The sequence below is a fragment of the Paenibacillus sp. FSL K6-2862 genome, assembly GCF_038005125.1.
GTDB classification, from domain to species: domain Bacteria; phylum Bacillota; class Bacilli; order Paenibacillales; family Paenibacillaceae; genus Paenibacillus; species Paenibacillus illinoisensis_A.
Genome location: NZ_JBBOSN010000001.1, coordinates 2,817,323 through 2,830,539 on the forward strand (window position 1 = coordinate 2,817,323; position 13,217 = coordinate 2,830,539).

The window sequence follows — 13,217 nt, forward strand, 5'->3', positions numbered from 1 at the left end:
CAAGGTATGAAACGCAGTGTTTTCCAGGGATGATGCATAAATGGTATGGTTTTCGCTCAAAATAGACGTGCTTTGGAAACCTCAAGGCGGATATGGAGGGACGAACAATGAAGGACAAATTTTTGCACGAAGAACGGCGCGAATATACCGATCTGTCCACGGTGGAGTCGCAGCGGAATGATCTCGCACTAGAGGAGTTTCCGGAAGGGCCTTACGGCTCATCGTTACTGTCAGAATCACTTGGAAAGAGTTCGCCGTGGCGAGTGGATCAGCGATCCGCACATCGGTTTGACTATGAGAACCACGAGCTTCATGAAGGGGAAGTACGGGATTATCCAGGTCAGGATGTCTTCGACGAATCGGTTCCTGATCGCGTGACAAAGCCCCAATATTCGGAATAATCAGAGCGGTTCATCGTATACAAAAATAAATCACAGTCTCCTGGCATAACGTTCTGCTTGGGGACTGTTTGGCGTTCATTTCAGTGAAAAAGAATCTACCACCGGTTCCACAATTTGGGTTATCATAGGTTTAGTTCAACAGATGGTGAGTACAAGAACAGACGGGAAATGGGGATGAAGAAATGAGAGAGATTGACTATAGCCATTACTTTTGGCAGGATGAGCAGATCAGGCTGCGTGCTCTGCGCGAGGAAGATTGGGAAGCTCATTATTATAATCGGTTTGATACACCTGCCCGTCGTCTGCTCGAATGTGCAGTGGAACTGCCGCCGACGTCTGCCGAGGCCAAACATTTTACAGAGAGCTTCTCCAATTTCTCCAGTACACATGGACGCATCATGTTCTCGATTGAGGATTTGCATGGAACGTACGTTGGGGGCGCGAACATAAACAGTATAGATGAGAAGAATGGGACATTTAGCATTGGAATCCAGATCGATCGTGATCATCGGGGCAAAGGGATTGGAACGCGAGCCATTCGGATTATGCTGAAGTATGCCTTCTTCGAGAGAAGACTGAACAAATTTAACGATAGCGTCCTCGAAGGGAACGAACCCTCAGCAGCCATGATGAGAAAGCTGGGTTGCGTTCAGGAAGGTGTTCGACGCAAGGTCATATATACGAACGGCAGGTACCATGACATGATCCTTTTCGGATTAACCAAGGACGAGTTTGTGGAGAAGGAGGGAATGGTATGAGCCCGATATTAAATCAGATCGGTACAGTGTTTATACCCGTCCGTGACATTGAGCGTGCAAAAGATTGGTATTGTGACCTCTTGGGCTTGCCTGCGGATGGCGAGATCCTGTTTGGTCATTTATACATCCTTCCAATGAACGGAACACGGATTGTGCTGGACAGCAAAATTTATGCCGAAGCGCATACGTTCAAAACGCCTGCATTCCATTTTGATACGGAAGATATTGAGAAAGCCTATGCGTTTATGCAATCCAAGGATGTTCACATAACGACACCCATTGAGCATGATCACTGGTTTAACTTTCAGGATCTGGATGGAAACCTGTTAATGGTGTGTAAGTGTTAGCTCGTAAAATGAATAAAAGGTGAAGTGTAGTAAGGGGGAGCATGAAGAAAATAATCTGGATAAGCACCATCCTGTTTGTGCTGTTGATTGTAGGTCTCAACCTTTTCTGGAATCGGATATTCGGATATCCAACATTGGACCAGGCTGTCCAATCCAATTGGAAGACACCGGTGAAGATTGTGAATGTTGATCAGGAGAATCAGTTGGTCCTTTATCTGGACGAAACACAGTATGTATTTGCAGCCTATGAACAGAAGCGTGGGAGATTTCATGTAAATGCGGACACCGAGTCGGGTTGGACGGCCAGTTCAGATCTGGGTCCTGCGTTCCTCGTTGTCGCGGCCCCCAAAAACAATAGCGGAAATTTCATGTGGGGTGCCTTATATTCTGACATATCCATTGCCAAATTCCAAATTGAATATATTAATGGAGAGACTCATGCTGTAGAAGCAATAAATAATACGTTTATCGTGAGAATGCCAGTAGCCTTTCAAAACGAATCGCAGCTTAGTCTCATGGAGACGTTCGACAATATCCATGCCATCGATGCCAATCATCAGGTGATCCAGTCATGGAAACCGGAGAGTTAGTATGAGTTGGGGATATGGTGAGGAAACATTTACTCGAGAAAATCAATTTTAACAGAGGTGATGGAATGGAAGATAAACCTCAGCTTGTTTTGGATATGGCCGGAGTTCTGATTACGAATCTTTCCTCTTCATTTTGGCAGGAGCTTGCAGGTCATGCAGGCACGACTTTTTCTATATTCATTGAACAGCTGAGCGCTATTCGGAAAGACCTATGGACAGGAAAATTGAAAGAGGAACAGTTCTGGATCTGGTTGCAATCCCAATACCCCAAGATTGACAAAACTTATGCTTATGAATTGCTGGAGCGTACGACACAATTATTACCTGCGATACATTATCTTGAACGATGGAGTCAGCACGCTGATATACATCTGCTAAGTAATCATTGCCATGAATGGGTTAAACCGATATTGCTAATGATTGAAAAGCACACCGAGAGCATTACCATTTCGAATCAGGTCGGGTTCTGCAAACCCTATAGAGAAATTTATGAAATCGTAGAATCTCATATGAATTCCAGAACTCGTATTATATTTGTGGATGATCAATTGAAAAACTTTAAGTCTGCTGTGGAGCTGGGATGGGGAACAATACTTGCAGATGAACAACATTATTGGATTGAAAAAATAGACCATATACTTACCGTAGGAGTTTAGAATTGAAAAAAATGAGTATTAAGCCAATAACCCTTTCACAGTCTATTAGGAGCTGGAAAGGGTTATTGGTCATGCTAATGATCGAAAGTTGCCTCAGATAAGTCAGACAAAGGCAGTAAAATGGTAAACGTTGTTCCGCTGCCTAACTTGCTGTTTACCGCAATACTTCCGCCATGCGCTTCCACAATGGAACGTGTAATGGCTAGGCCGAGGCCAGCGCCGCCTTCCTTTCTGGAACGGGAAGAGCTGGTCCGGTAGAAGCGTTCAAAAATATAGGGAAGATGTTCCGGTTCAATTCCGGTGCCGTTGTCTTTTACGGTCAATTCGGCCTTGTTATGAACAGCATATAGCGCCACAGTAATGGAACCGGATTCCGGGTACGTATGCTGCACCGCATTGTGGAATAAATTGAGAACCACCTGCTTCAGCTTGTGCGGCTCAGCCATTATGGTTAAACCGGCAGTCAGGTCAAAGTGTACATGGCGCTCCCGTGCCATCATGTTCAGCTGGGGCTGCATCTCCATCAGCAAATGATCCAGCTGAACAATCTCCTGTTCTTGCTTCGGAGCTTGATCAAGCTTGGTTAGCATAAGCAAATCTTCAACCAGTTTGTTAATACGGACAGACTCCCCATACATGCTGTCCAGTGCCCGATACAGTTGTTCATGATTGGACGCTGCGCCCCGCTGGAGAACTTCAATGAATCCGTGGATGGACGTCAATGGAGTACGCAGTTCATGGGAAGCATCGGACAGGAAACGCTGCATCTGTTCTTTGGATTCACGTTCCGCTTCAAATGATTGCTCGAGTCTTTCGAGCATGCCGTTGAACGACTGCGCGAGCTGATCCACTTCCTGTTGACCCTGGGTGGCGGGAAGACGTTCTGCCAAGCTGCCTGCATCGATCCGCTGGACGGTATCGACCATACTGGATAACGGAATCAGTGTACGGCGGAGCGTTTTGGTATAGAGAATGAGACCTGCCACCATCGCCAGAATGGATAACATGACGAAGATGAGCAGCTGTTTAACCATGAGATCTCTTATCGGTTTCGTGGGGGTACCCATCTGAACCATGGTGAAATCCCGATTGCGCGGACCGGGCGAGGCAAAAACGATTAACTGCTCACTGCCTGTACGATCCGTCACGATCTGGTATGGAGCATGTCGTTTGTCCAATAATTGGTCCGTGATTGTTTTGTATTCAGCGGCAGTGAGTTGGGGTGCTGCCAGACCGTCTTCTTTACCGAATACATCCTCGAATGTACCATTTCGATCGAATAGGGCAAGTGAACGATCGGGAATGTAGAGCATCCTGTTACCCGACACGCGCGAATCCAAGCCTGCCTGTCCGGCAAATGGGTTGTTGAATGACTCATTCCGCGAAGATAAGCCGAGCCAGACAGGAGGCATGGACATGATCTGCTCTTCCATCGTTTTCGCCTGATTGCGATACAGAAAGCTCTCCATAATCCAGAACTGAAAAATGCCAATTAACAAGAATAAGGCAGCAAGAATAAACAGAGAACGTGCGAGCAGCTGAGAACGGAGCGAACGGGGCCAGATCAATCGCTGCAATTGTCCCAGAAGAGATTTGGTGGTTGGATTCGTCGAATGACTCATCAGAGATCCACTCGATATCCAACACCTCGAAGAGTGCGAATGAGTTTGTGCTCTTTATCCCCAAGTTTGTCACGCAGTGATCTTATATAGACCTCGACAATATTTTCTTCACCACCAAAATCATACCCCCACACACGACTAAGAATTGTCGCCTTGCTTAGCACGATACCGTGGTTTAGCACAATGAACTTCAATAGTTCATATTCCGTAGGGGACAACTCAAGAATCTGATCATGATAGGTGATCTCCTTCCGCTGATCGTCGATTCGGAAAGGACCATGTGTCACGGCCCCAATGAGTAATGGAAACTGATTACGCAGCCTTGCCTGAATCCGGGCGAGCAGCTCATCGAAGGCAAAGGGCTTGATCATATAATCGTCAGCACCAAGCCATAGACCTTTAACCCGGTTCTCGACTTCGTCCTTGGCTGTGAGCATGATGACGCCAACCTGGGCTCCAGTCTTGCGCAGACGTTCAACCACCTCGAATCCATCCATTTCCGGCATCATGACGTCCAAAATGGCCATATGCGGACGGAACTCAAGTGCGAGTTCAAGCGCTACAGCACCATCCGGAGCCGTGCGTACATCGAAGCCCTCATTACTCAATCCAAGCTCCAAAAATTGCAAAATATGTGGTTCATCATCCGCCAAAAGGACTTTAATCCCGGTACTTAACTTCATAAGCGGGCATGCCTCCCTGTTAAATCCATCTATTGAATGCCTCAAAAAGTTGAGGGCTTTATGTTGTATTATCGCTTGCCAAGCTGAAAATTAGCTGAAAGGTTTGGAACTTATCCTCAGTTAACATTCAGCGGGGACTCATCCCAATTTTATTTTGGCATGTCACAATACAGTCATGAAGAACGATAAGGAGTGATTGACATTGAAAAATGCCAAACGAAGGATTGATCTGGTCCTTCTGCCGATTGTCATATTGGCGGCAATACTGAACGGATACGGAATTTGGAACGATCAATATGCCAATTCCTACTATACGACCGCCGTAGGGAGCATGCTGAGAAATTTCCACAATTTCTTCTACGCATCCCTTGATTCGGCTGGCTCCGTAACGGTAGATAAACCACCCGTCGTGTTTTGGATTCAGACGGCTTTTGCCTATGTTTTCGGATTGCATGGATGGAGTGTTATTTTGCCGCAAGTGTTAGCGGGAATCGGTTCGGTACTGATCATTTATTTCATGGTTAAACCAACCTTTGGACTTGCTGCGGCACGTATTGCTGCTCTGGCCATGGCTACGGTTCCCGTTGTGGCGGCAGTAAGCCGTACCAACAATATCGACAGCATGCTGGTGTTTACGCTATTGCTCGGTTCCTGGTTTTTGTTCAAAGGTACCAAGCAGGGCAGTCCGTGGCGGATCCTCGTAGCATTTGGCCTTATTGGACTGGCATTTAACATGAAAATGCTTCAGGCCTACATGATCCTTCCGGCATTTTATATCTTTTACCTGCTTGCATTCCAGGCGAAATGGAGAAAGAAGATCCTTCTGCTTATTGGTAGTACCGCAGTACTGGAAATTGTTTCCTTATCCTGGGCAGTGACGGTCGATTCTATACCGGAAAGTCAGCGGCCTTACATAGGAAGCAGCGAAACCAATTCGGTGCTGGAGCTTGCATTTGGCTATAACGGTCTGTCCCGTCTTACAGGTCAGCAGAACAGAACCGCTGGCGCAGGCATGCCTAACATGGCAGATGATAGAAACCGTGACGATGCTTCAGCCGCAGCCTTGGATTCTGATTCATCAGACAACTCCGTTGCTGCAGGCAAGCCATCCAGCGACGGTTCAACGGGTGAGATGGGGCAAATGAACAGAATGAATTTCCCGCAAGGCGGACTGATGCCGAACAGCGCTGAAATGCCAAACGGAAGGAATTTCGGCGGCAATGGTGGCGGAATGGGTGGCATGTTCGGCACAGGGGAAAAAGGTGTGCTTCGATTGTTCCAGACTGAACTGTCGGGGCAGGCCAGCTGGCTTCTGCCAACGGTACTGCTGGGATGCATTGCTCTCTTTGCGGGGCTCAGACGGAGAAATATTAAGATGAAACATAAGGAAGCTGCGTTTTGGCTGATCTGGTTGCTTCCGGTTGCAGCATTCTTCAGTGTGGCTGGTTTCTTCCACCAATATTATCTGATCATGCTGGCCCCGCCAGTTGCAGCTTTGACTGGTGCCGGATTTGTAGCCATGTGGCAGGCCTATCGAGAACGTAACGGATGGCAAGCCTGGCTGCTTCCTCTTGCCGTTCTGCTTACGACGATCTTCGGCTGGTATATCATGCAGGTCTATGATGACACCATCGGTGCAGGCTGGTCGATCAGCGAACTCATTGCAGGTATTGTGATTACGCTCATCCTAATTGTTATGCTCAATCGTTCACAACAATGGAAGCAAGGCATCATCGTGGCAGGGTTTATGGTTATGCTTATTGGTCCAGTCTATTGGGCATTCACGCCAATAACCTACGGCGGTAACAGCATGATTCCTGCGGCGGGTCCTACGGGTTCGAATGGAATGTTCGGCGGCATGGGCATGGCTATGGGAGGCAGACAAGGTGATCGAGATAGCGAGATGACTCCACCTAATGCTGCAAGTGATACGGACTCATCCTTCCCTGGTGCTTCTGACAGCGGAACTGCTGATGATAATTCGAGTACAGGAACACCTCCGGCATCTGGTGGAAACATGTTTGGCGGTGGTGGCATGGGAGCAGCTGGCGGACGAGGCGGAGCCGGAAACAGGAACGAAGAAGTAGATAAAACAACACTGAATTATCTCAGAGAAAATAACACAGGAGAGACTTATCTTTTCGCAACGACAGATTATAACCAGGCAGCTCCATACATCATTGATGAGAACGAGGCTGTCATTACACTCGGAGGCTTCTCCGGTTCTGATCCGGTGTATACGACCGAGGAACTGGAAGAGCTTGTGAAGAGCGGACAAGTGAAATACTTCATGGTTGGCGGCATGGGTGGCCGAGGAGGCAATTCGGATATCAGCAGCTGGATCATGGAACATGGTACCGAAATTCCGACATCTGAGTGGATGACAGGTACGGATAGCGGAGCTGGCTTCGGCGGACAGAGCACCCTATACGAAGTGAAGTTATAGAGATGGTCAAGTGGAACGAACCGAAATTGAAAAGGGAGGGAACGAATATGGCCCAAAAGTGCCGTTACAGCATCATTATTCCGATGTACAACGAAGAGGCAGTCATTGAAGAGACCTATCGACGTGTCAAAAAGGTTATGGGCAGTACTGGAGAAACGTATGAACTGCTGTTTGTCAACGATGGCAGTATCGACCGAAGTGCGCAGATGATCCGTGACTATGCACGTTGGGATGAAAGTGTAAAATTAATTGATTTTGCACGCAACTTCGGTCACCAGATCGCTATTACCGCAGGGATGGATTATGCAGCAGGTGATGCAGTAGTCATTATTGATGCAGACCTTCAGGACCCTCCCGAACTGATTCTGGACATGATTGCCAAATGGAAAGAGGGCTATGAGGTAGTCTATGCCCGCCGAACCAGACGAAGCGGGGAGACCCGATTCAAGAAATGGTCTGCAAGCATGTTTTACCGCGTACTCCGGGCTTCAACCGATACGGATATTCCAGTGGATACTGGAGATTTCCGCTTAATCGATCGCAAAGTGTGCGATGAAATGAAACGCCTTCCGGAAAAAAATCGATTTGTCCGTGGTTTGGTCAGTTGGGTTGGATTCAGACAAACAGCGATCGAATACGAACGGGATGAGCGTCTGGCAGGCGAGACGAAATATCCGTTGAAACGCATGCTGAAGCTGAGCCTGGATGGCATTACTTCCTTCTCGTATAAACCGCTCAAGCTTGCGGGTTACGTGGGCGCTATTCTGTCCGTAGGCGGATTTATCTACATGCTCAGTGTGATCATTTCTGCGATTTTTACCGATTCAACGATCAAAGGCTGGCCATCCATCGTCAGCATCATGCTGATATTTAATGGATTTATTCTCATTATGCTGGGCATTCTGGGGGAATACATTGGCCGCATCTATGATGAAACCAAGGCGAGACCCTTATACATTGTGCGAGACGTGTATCAATCGGAGAGTCAGTCCGGACAAGTGCGAATGACAGGCAGAGTTGCTCACCATGATTAATCGGTTGGCCACTCTGATCAAATTCGGGATCGTGGGTGTGATGAATACGGCTGTGGATGCATTGGTGTTTACCATGCTCGCCGCCCTGGGCAGACCCGCTCTGATTGCCCAGCTCATTTCCTATAGCTGCGGCGTATTGAACAGTTATTGGTGGAATAGACGATGGACGTTCAGGGATGCCAGAAGACAAGGTCCAAATAATGAATTGCTGCGTTTTGTGATTACAAATCTGATCGTTCTCGTCATATCATCCCTAATCTTGTTTCTCTCGAACCACATACTTGGCTGGAATCTGGTCATAAGCAAAGCAGCAGCGACCATCTTGGGGATGATTCTGAACTATATTGCCAGTCGATATTGGGTTTTCTGTGCTGTCTCTGCCACAGCGTCCTATCCGAATCCGAATACAGATACGAACGAAAGGAGTATTTCATGATATGAGAATCAAAAAGGCAGTCATTCCGGCAGCCGGACTCGGAACACGCTTCCTGCCGGCAACCAAGGCTCAGCCGAAAGAAATGCTGCCCATTGTGGATAAACCCGCCATTCAATATATTGTTGAAGAAGCGGTTCAATCGGGCATTGAAAATATTATCATTGTGACCGGACGCAACAAAAAATCCATCGAGGATCATTTTGACAAATCGGTGGAACTGGAGCATTCCCTCTATGCCAAAGGCAAAAAGGATTTGCTCGAGCAAGTGCAGGCGATAAGTGATATGGCCAGCATTCATTTTATCCGTCAAAAAGAACCACTGGGACTAGGACATGCCATCGGATGCGCGCGTCAGTTTGTGGGAGAGGATCCGTTCGCAGTGCTGCTGGGGGATGATATTATGGTATCCGATCCGCCGGCACTTGCACAGATGATTCATTTGTATGAAAAGACCAACAGTCAGGTCGTGGGTGTACGTCAAGTGCAGCCTGCAGATGTAAGCAAATATGGAATTATCGATTCAGCAGGTGCAGAGGATCGGGTCCACCGAATTACGAATCTGGTGGAGAAGCCCTCAATGGAGGAGGCGCCATCAAGGACTGCGGTAATGGGACGTTATATTCTGAAACCATCGATATTTCCCATTTTGGATCGGATCGAGAGAGGCGCAGGAGGAGAATATCAATTAACCGATGCGTTAAAAGAAGTGAGTCAGTTGGAAGAGCTGCTTGCTCTTGAGCTTGAGGGCCGCCGCTATGATATTGGCAATCAGTTCGGTTACATCCAGGCTATTTTGGAAATCGGACTTATGCGCAAGGAGCTGCAGCCGGTACTGTCACCATACCTCAAACAGCTCGCAACGCAGTGGGGCTGATTGTATAATGTTTAGCTGCATTAGGTAATGAGGTAGGATATGGTAATCTGAGCATAATGCAGCTTGTCCTTCTGGTAACGAATGCTTTTGTCACTAAAACGTAGTAAATAAATATCCAATTGCAGCAAATTATAAAAAATATGTTTACTTCGCAATGGTAACTTTGATATTATAATCGCAATATCAAATGCGACGAAGAGACGAGTAAATAAAAGTATTCTTTCTCAGAGAGCCCCGGCAGCTGAAAAGGGGTAAAGAATTTTTATTGAATAAAGACTCAGAGCAGCACATCGGAACTTGGCATATAAGGGATGGTGTGACAGGAGCTCCTGTTACAGAGCTGGAGTATAGGCTGTTACAACGGATTAACGGTTGTATCCTTAACTCTTAGAGGCTGATATGGCGACATATGGGCGAATCTGGGTGGTACCACGAGTGTTCAATCTCGTCCCTGAGACTTTTGTCTTGGGGGTGGGATTTTTTTGGTTTTTCCGGGGTGCTCGCAACACGCTTTGGAATCACCTGAATAGTGTTTACTAAGGGAAGAATCATGAAGTCCCATCAACCGATGCAGGAATGAAAATAGCGATTATTGAACTCACACCGAAAGGAAATGATGATTATATGACAGCAAAATTGAAAGTCGGTATTGTCGGAGGAACAGGAATGGTAGGCCAGCGTTTTGTGGACCTGCTGGATGGCCATCCATGGTTTGAAGTAACAGCTATTTCGGCAAGTGCCAACTCGGCAGGCAAAACATACGAAGAATCCGTTCAAGGCAGATGGAAACTCGCAGTTCCCATCCCGGAAGCTGTGAAACAAATCGTTGTGCAGGATGCCTCCCAGGTTGAAGCGTTTGCCAGCCAGGTTGATTTTATCTTCTGTGCAGTAGATATGAAAAAGAATGAGATCCAAGCGCTTGAAGAAGCTTATGCCAAAACCGGCACACCGGTTGTCTCCAACAACTCGGCTCATCGCTGGACTGCCGATGTACCTATGGTTATTCCAGAGATCAACCCAGGACACTTGGAAGTGATTGAAGCACAGCGCAAACGTCTGGGCACCAAAACAGGATTCATCGCAGTTAAACCAAACTGCTCCATTCAGAGCTATGTACCTGCACTGCATGCGCTTCGTGAGTTCAACCCGACTCAAGTGGTTGCTTCCACGTATCAAGCCATTTCGGGAGCAGGCAAAAACTTCACGGATTGGCCTGAAATGCTGGATAACGTCATTCCATACATTGGTGGCGAAGAAGAGAAGAGCGAGCAAGAGCCGCTTCGCATCTGGGGAAGCGTGCAAAACAACGAGATTGTGAAAGCTTCGTCTCCACTCATCACGACGCAATGTATCCGTGTTCCGGTAACGGATGGGCATCTGGCTACGGTATTTGTCAACTTTGAGAAAAAACCTTCCAAAGATGAAATTCTGGAGCGTTGGTTGCAATTCAAAGGGCGTCCACAAGAGTTGGAATTGCCAAGTGCACCGAAACAATTCATTACGTACTTTGAAGAAGAGAACAGACCACAAACGAAGCTTGATCGTGACATTGAACGCGGAATGGGTGTATCCACAGGAAGACTACGTGAGGACTCCCTGTATGATTACAAATTTGTGGGATTGTCCCACAACACGCTCCGCGGAGCAGCAGGCGGTGCAGTTCTGATCGCGGAATTGCTTAAAGCTGAAGGATATATTCAACCGAAATAAAAAATGATCATTTGAAATACCAAAAAACGCCAACCGTTGTTGGCGTTTTTTTTGGTTTTTACGTCCCTAGGCTGCCGACGTTTTGTCTGCATTTTGCAGCAGTTGAGAGCGCCGTCCTAGCAGATAACCTGTCAGGGAAGCCAGCATTTGCTGAAATACCATTCCGAGAACAACCGGCACAGCAACGGGAGGTGGGAAATAGGATACGGCAAGCACCGCTCCTGCGCTGATATTGCGCATGCCTCCATTGAAAACGAGAGCCACCTGGTCAGCCTCATTCCAACCCAGCAATCTTGCAATGAAATAACTGAGTGCATAGCCTAAGGAAGCCAGGAAAATGATAATTGCCGCCAGACCTGCCAGTCTCCAGTTGAAATCGGCCAGGTAAGGAGCAACGACCGATCCGTTGATAGCCACTACCACCGCCATAAACAACTTGGAAAATGGATTCAGTCTTGGGCCCCATACCGGTACAATGGCTCCCTTGGTCCATTCATTCAGCAGCATACCCACCAATGATGGCACAACGATCATCCAAAACAGACTGCTCATGATCGCTCCCATATCCAGCGTAACGCTGGTGCCGATCAGGAGTGAAAGAACACCCGGAACGACGAATGGGGCCAGCATGGTGTCAATCAGGATAATGGATAGCGTCAGTGCAATATTGCCACGGTAAATGCTAACCCAGATGAAGCTGCTTACACCAGTCGGAATTACGGCTGCCAGAACAAGTCCGGTTATCGTATAAGCGTCCATGGGAAAAACCAGATGCCCCATACCGAGTGCGATCAAAGGCATCGCCAAATGTAATATGAATAGACAAACAAACAGGGGAAAAGGCTTTTTCAAAACATTCAGAAAATCCCTGAACCCTAGACTGATGCTTCCTGCAAACGTCATAAATGCAAAAAGCCAAGGTGACAAAAAGGTGTACGAAGAAAGAAAACTTCCGCAAAGTACGCCAATGATAATGCTGGTTGGAGTAATCAGTGGCATGATGCGGTTCAAGCGCTGATTCAAAGCCTGAAGCATATTCATGACATCCCTTTACCGTGTGATTCTTCCATTATACATGTTCAATCCTATGAGTGCAGACCGATTTGCATTCAGGTATCCGGAACAGCTATCATTCAATTAGGTAAATGACTTCTGAAACAAGGAAGGGAAGATGCTCATGATTTTACGTAAACGAAGGCAAACACTGATCATGACAGGCTTTATTGCTGCAAATATTTTTGTCATCTCGGCTTGTTCTGTTATGGAGCAGGCAAACGAAAGTTTAAACTACGTTAGCGGAGCAACGGACTATATTGAGCAAATATCCAGTGCTGGCGCGGAGCTCCAGCAGCTCGCATCGGATGCCGTCAACAATCCCCAGATCACCGAGCAGATTCAAACGAAAATTGATCAGATTCAAGCGGAAGCAAGTGAATTCTCACAGCTTACGGCTCCGGCTATCGGTGAGAGCATCCATGAAAATTTGGTCAGTTATAACAATCAGTTAACCGAAGTTGTGGATCAATTCGAGACCACCATAGCAGAGCAAGGCTTCACTGCAGAAAACTGGGAAAAGACCGGAATCCCGGATCTGATCAATAATATCAACAGTCTAAAAGATCCGTTGAGCGGATTAGGGAATGAATAAGCTAAATATTCA

At 47.2% G+C, this 13,217-nt stretch carries 14 protein-coding genes and 1 other annotated feature; of the genes, 11 read left to right on the forward strand and 3 right to left on the reverse strand.

Features of this window, described 5'->3' with window-relative positions; all coding sequences use genetic code 11:
* The first annotated feature begins 107 nt into the window (after window positions 1–107).
* From MHB82_RS12985 to MHB82_RS13005, 5 genes are all read left to right on the forward strand, one after another.
* Window positions 108–401 (forward strand): hypothetical protein, encoded by a 294-nt coding sequence (locus tag MHB82_RS12985; protein ID WP_095287440.1) that lies wholly within the window; start codon window positions 108–110, stop codon window positions 399–401.
* Between the two features lie 182 nt (window positions 402–583).
* Complete coding sequence (locus MHB82_RS12990) at window positions 584–1,159, forward strand: GNAT family N-acetyltransferase (RefSeq protein ID WP_341174852.1); 576 nt, start codon at window positions 584–586, stop codon at window positions 1,157–1,159.
* Window positions 1,156–1,506 (forward strand): VOC family protein, encoded by a 351-nt coding sequence (locus tag MHB82_RS12995; RefSeq protein WP_341174853.1) that lies wholly within the window; start codon window positions 1,156–1,158, stop codon window positions 1,504–1,506. The genes MHB82_RS12990 and MHB82_RS12995 overlap by 4 nt, the downstream gene beginning before the upstream one ends.
* A gap of 41 nt (window positions 1,507–1,547) precedes the next feature.
* The gene (locus MHB82_RS13000; RefSeq protein WP_341174854.1) at window positions 1,548–2,096 is read left to right on the forward strand and encodes a hypothetical protein; all 549 of its coding nucleotides are present in this window, start codon (window positions 1,548–1,550) and stop codon (window positions 2,094–2,096) included.
* A gap of 65 nt (window positions 2,097–2,161) precedes the next feature.
* Window positions 2,162–2,752 (forward strand): HAD-IA family hydrolase, encoded by a 591-nt coding sequence (locus MHB82_RS13005; RefSeq protein ID WP_341174855.1) that lies wholly within the window; start codon window positions 2,162–2,164, stop codon window positions 2,750–2,752.
* Between the two features lie 74 nt (window positions 2,753–2,826).
* Here MHB82_RS13005 and MHB82_RS13010 read toward each other — a convergent pair whose 3' ends face one another.
* Both MHB82_RS13010 and MHB82_RS13015 read right to left on the reverse strand, forming a co-directional pair.
* Window positions 2,827–4,374 (reverse strand): sensor histidine kinase, encoded by a 1,548-nt coding sequence (locus MHB82_RS13010; protein ID WP_341174856.1) that lies wholly within the window; start codon window positions 4,372–4,374, stop codon window positions 2,827–2,829.
* The gene (locus MHB82_RS13015) at window positions 4,374–5,057 is read right to left on the reverse strand and encodes a response regulator transcription factor (protein ID WP_110822383.1); all 684 of its coding nucleotides are present in this window, start codon (window positions 5,055–5,057) and stop codon (window positions 4,374–4,376) included. Before MHB82_RS13015 ends, MHB82_RS13010 begins: the two co-directional genes overlap by 1 nt.
* 196 nt (window positions 5,058–5,253) lie before the next feature.
* Here MHB82_RS13015 and MHB82_RS13020 point away from each other — a divergent pair, with 196 nt between their 5' ends.
* The 5 genes from MHB82_RS13020 (at window position 5,254) to asd (ending at window position 11,557) form a co-directional block, all read left to right on the forward strand.
* Window positions 5,254–7,503, forward strand: a complete 2,250-nt coding sequence (locus MHB82_RS13020) for a glycosyltransferase family 39 protein (RefSeq protein ID WP_445671228.1) — start codon at window positions 5,254–5,256, stop codon at window positions 7,501–7,503.
* Between the two features lie 47 nt (window positions 7,504–7,550).
* Entirely contained in the window at window positions 7,551–8,537 is a 987-nt protein-coding gene (locus MHB82_RS13025) for a glycosyltransferase family 2 protein (protein ID WP_341174858.1), read from the forward strand.
* A complete protein-coding gene (locus tag MHB82_RS13030; RefSeq protein WP_341174859.1) occupies window positions 8,530–8,973 on the forward strand; it encodes a GtrA family protein in 444 nt (147 codons plus the stop codon). Before MHB82_RS13025 ends, MHB82_RS13030 begins: the two co-directional genes overlap by 8 nt.
* Window position 8,974: 1 nt before the next feature.
* Entirely contained in the window at window positions 8,975–9,847 is an 873-nt protein-coding gene (galU, locus tag MHB82_RS13035) for a UTP--glucose-1-phosphate uridylyltransferase GalU (protein ID WP_095358332.1), read from the forward strand.
* Between the two features lie 183 nt (window positions 9,848–10,030).
* Window positions 10,031–10,303: a binding site (T-box leader), on the forward strand.
* Window positions 10,304–10,471: 168 nt separating this feature from the next.
* Entirely contained in the window at window positions 10,472–11,557 is a 1,086-nt protein-coding gene (asd, locus tag MHB82_RS13040) for an aspartate-semialdehyde dehydrogenase (RefSeq protein WP_127535993.1), read from the forward strand.
* Window positions 11,558–11,623: 66 nt separating this feature from the next.
* Here the strand turns inward: asd and MHB82_RS13045 are convergent, their stop codons facing one another.
* The gene (locus MHB82_RS13045; RefSeq protein WP_153978271.1) at window positions 11,624–12,592 is read right to left on the reverse strand and encodes a bile acid:sodium symporter family protein; all 969 of its coding nucleotides are present in this window, start codon (window positions 12,590–12,592) and stop codon (window positions 11,624–11,626) included.
* 142 nt (window positions 12,593–12,734) lie between these two features.
* Between MHB82_RS13045 and MHB82_RS13050 the strand changes: the two genes are divergently transcribed.
* Window positions 12,735–13,205 carry a DUF6376 family protein gene (locus MHB82_RS13050; RefSeq protein WP_341174860.1) on the forward strand — a complete coding sequence of 157 codons (471 nt, stop codon included), beginning with the start codon at window positions 12,735–12,737 and terminating at the stop codon, window positions 13,203–13,205.
* Window positions 13,206–13,217 lie beyond the last annotated feature (12 nt).

What these genes read in the sequence shown, in the direction of transcription:
- MHB82_RS12985 (WP_095287440.1), top strand. Translation starts at nt 108, where the DNA reads ATGAAGGACAAATTTTTGCACGAAGAACGGCGCGAATATACCGATCTG.
- MHB82_RS12990 (WP_341174852.1), top strand. Translation starts at nt 584, where the DNA reads ATGAGAGAGATTGACTATAGCCATTACTTTTGGCAGGATGAGCAGATC.
- MHB82_RS12995 (WP_341174853.1), top strand. Translation starts at nt 1,156, where the DNA reads ATGAGCCCGATATTAAATCAGATCGGTACAGTGTTTATACCCGTCCGT.
- MHB82_RS13000 (WP_341174854.1), top strand. Translation starts at nt 1,548, where the DNA reads ATGAAGAAAATAATCTGGATAAGCACCATCCTGTTTGTGCTGTTGATT.
- MHB82_RS13005 (WP_341174855.1), top strand. Translation starts at nt 2,162, where the DNA reads ATGGAAGATAAACCTCAGCTTGTTTTGGATATGGCCGGAGTTCTGATT.
- MHB82_RS13010 (WP_341174856.1), bottom strand. Translation starts at nt 4,374, where the DNA reads ATGAGTCATTCGACGAATCCAACCACCAAATCTCTTCTGGGACAATTG.
- MHB82_RS13015 (WP_110822383.1), bottom strand. Translation starts at nt 5,057, where the DNA reads ATGAAGTTAAGTACCGGGATTAAAGTCCTTTTGGCGGATGATGAACCA.
- MHB82_RS13025 (WP_341174858.1), top strand. Translation starts at nt 7,551, where the DNA reads ATGGCCCAAAAGTGCCGTTACAGCATCATTATTCCGATGTACAACGAA.
- MHB82_RS13030 (WP_341174859.1), top strand. Translation starts at nt 8,530, where the DNA reads ATGATTAATCGGTTGGCCACTCTGATCAAATTCGGGATCGTGGGTGTG.
- galU (WP_095358332.1), top strand. Translation starts at nt 8,975, where the DNA reads ATGAGAATCAAAAAGGCAGTCATTCCGGCAGCCGGACTCGGAACACGC.
- asd (WP_127535993.1), top strand. Translation starts at nt 10,472, where the DNA reads ATGACAGCAAAATTGAAAGTCGGTATTGTCGGAGGAACAGGAATGGTA.
- MHB82_RS13045 (WP_153978271.1), bottom strand. Translation starts at nt 12,592, where the DNA reads ATGCTTCAGGCTTTGAATCAGCGCTTGAACCGCATCATGCCACTGATT.
- MHB82_RS13050 (WP_341174860.1), top strand. Translation starts at nt 12,735, where the DNA reads ATGATTTTACGTAAACGAAGGCAAACACTGATCATGACAGGCTTTATT.